Below are 1,850 nucleotides of genomic sequence, written 5' to 3'. Positions count from 1 at the left end.
TCAAGCCCTCGCCTATTGGTTCAAAATAGATAAATTTATAGTGATTGCCATTCTTCCAAACTTGGGTTGGGCTAGACTTGAGAAAGCCAAACAAAGGCAATTTGTCAGCGGATAGAATTAACTCCAGCACCCTCATTCATCCACCCCCATAAACTTCATCAAGTCAGAAATTCTATAATAGATTTTCCTAGTATCTTCTAGTGGTGGTTGATACCGTCTTAGCCCTGCTTTTTCCCACTTTTGGAGTGTCAGATATTTTATATCTAACTCATCCATGACTTCCTGGGCTGATATTAAGCCTGTTAGTCTTGGTTTGACTGTATCACGCGCTTCCAGATATCTTTCCACTACCTCCAGAATGCCATGCGCTAGGTCTTGCTCACTTTCTCGGCTTAAGCTAAACATATCCGCCCGCCTCCTTCAAGGTTTCTTTGTAGCTCTCTAAATCAGCATTTAAAAGGACAGTTAGGCGTTTCTGTTCTTCCTGTACTTGGTTATAGAATGCTTTTGCTCCGTCCAGTAACTCCTCTTTGTTAGCAGGGATAAAATATCCTCTAAATGTCCCATGGTGAACCCCAACAATAGGAACACTATGGCGCGTGATTAGACGGCTGATAATATCTTGCACGGTTCTTTCTGCTAGCTTAGTGATCAGGCTGATTTCTGCCCCTGTTATGGAGTTTTCAGCCCCTACCTTGATTAGTCTTAATACTCGTTTGTCATTCTCTGATAGACTCATTCAGTGCCTCCGTAAACTCTTACCCCTGCAAGCTGGATATATCGCCCATAATCAGGGTTTAAATCCTCGCTAGGTGTTTCTATCGTCTGTTGGTTTTCTCGCTCAAATTGGGCGCTTTTTTTGCGGTCTCGGTGGTTTAGATAGACCAGTAAGCCAATCAGTACCACGGAAAAGATAAGCGCCTGTGTATTGGTTAAATCTAGTTCATTCATGTCAGTTTTCCTCATAAATCATCTTGCTACGGGTGTACTCAGTCGAACTTGTCCATAAATCCAAGAGGTTCTTTTGCCCTCGTTTTTTCTTTGCAATATCAACTGCCAAAAGTTCCCAGACGTAATTTAATAATTGACTTCGATTCATAGGATAGCCATTTTCTTTAGTTATTTCAGCTAGGTAAGTACTCAAAAAAAGAAATCCATCAAATCTAGAAACCAGTTTTATAAAATTAGAGTTGCCCCAATAATTTTCATAAAAAGACCGTTCTTTTTGCTCTAATTCTCCTATTACCTCAGATACTACTCTCTGTTTCATCCTTTCCGTCTGTTCCTTAAGTGTTTCCTGTTGTTCATGGTATTCTGTGCTAGTTAGTTCATTATAAATATCGTCTAAGTCGTTCAATACTTTACTGATTTCCCTTTTAGCTAATGCAGTTCCATTTCCTACAAGAATTTCTTGTATTTCTTCTAAATTTGTTGAAATAGCTTCTAATTTATCTGCTATCATATTTTCCTCCGTTGACCTTTTAATTATCGTTTCTTATACAGGATATCCTCACACTCAGAGTCGCCAAGTTGAAAGCGTGAGAAAGTACCAGTTTAAAGAGTTGGCGCTCTATGCTTTTCAAAACCTTTTCTAATTGCTTGCCTGCTCTTCGGTTTTATTAGTTTTTCTTAGTTTTGCTATTTACTCATAAATCTCTGACAACTCTTTATAGATGTCATCTGGTATTGCTCGCATTGCTTTCTGTTGCAATTCAATCGCCTTGGTCTTGTCGTTGTCCTTACTGGTGTTTGACTCAATGATTCCAGTTAAGGCTAAAACCTGTCTAAAATATAAATCCATTTTCAAACGTTGACCGGCACTGACCTCTTCTTTTATCTCCTGCTTGCTT

General features: G+C 39.2%; 4 protein-coding genes and 1 pseudogene. All 5 read right to left on the bottom strand.

Annotated features, from left to right (window positions below; genetic code table 11):
- Positions 1-132 precede the first annotated feature (132 nt).
- On the bottom strand, positions 133-405 hold the full coding sequence (locus tag HT715_RS09260; protein ID WP_138702104.1) for an XRE family transcriptional regulator: 273 nt from the start codon (positions 403-405) through the stop codon (positions 133-135).
- Positions 398-739, bottom strand: coding sequence for a DNA-binding protein (locus HT715_RS09255; protein WP_172922928.1), 342 nt, complete (start codon positions 737-739; stop codon positions 398-400). The genes HT715_RS09260 and HT715_RS09255 overlap by 8 nt, the downstream gene beginning before the upstream one ends.
- Positions 736-951 carry a hypothetical protein gene (locus HT715_RS09250; protein WP_045605154.1) on the bottom strand — a complete coding sequence of 72 codons (216 nt, stop codon included), beginning with the start codon at positions 949-951 and terminating at the stop codon, positions 736-738. The genes HT715_RS09255 and HT715_RS09250 overlap by 4 nt, the downstream gene beginning before the upstream one ends.
- A 1-nt stretch (position 952) precedes the next feature.
- Positions 953-1,462: a hypothetical protein gene (locus HT715_RS09245; protein WP_172922927.1), complete on the bottom strand. Its 510-nt coding sequence runs from the start codon at positions 1,460-1,462 to the stop codon at positions 953-955.
- Between the two features lie 180 nt (positions 1,463-1,642).
- Positions 1,643-1,850, bottom strand: a pseudogene (locus tag HT715_RS09240) (hypothetical protein); the annotation flags it as partial.

It is taken from the genome of Streptococcus sp. 4155, from assembly GCF_013276695.1.
Lineage (GTDB): Bacteria > Bacillota > Bacilli > Lactobacillales > Streptococcaceae > Streptococcus > Streptococcus pseudopneumoniae.
The sequence above is the reverse complement of the archived record's forward strand: the minus strand, read 5'-3'. Positions and strand labels throughout refer to the sequence as shown.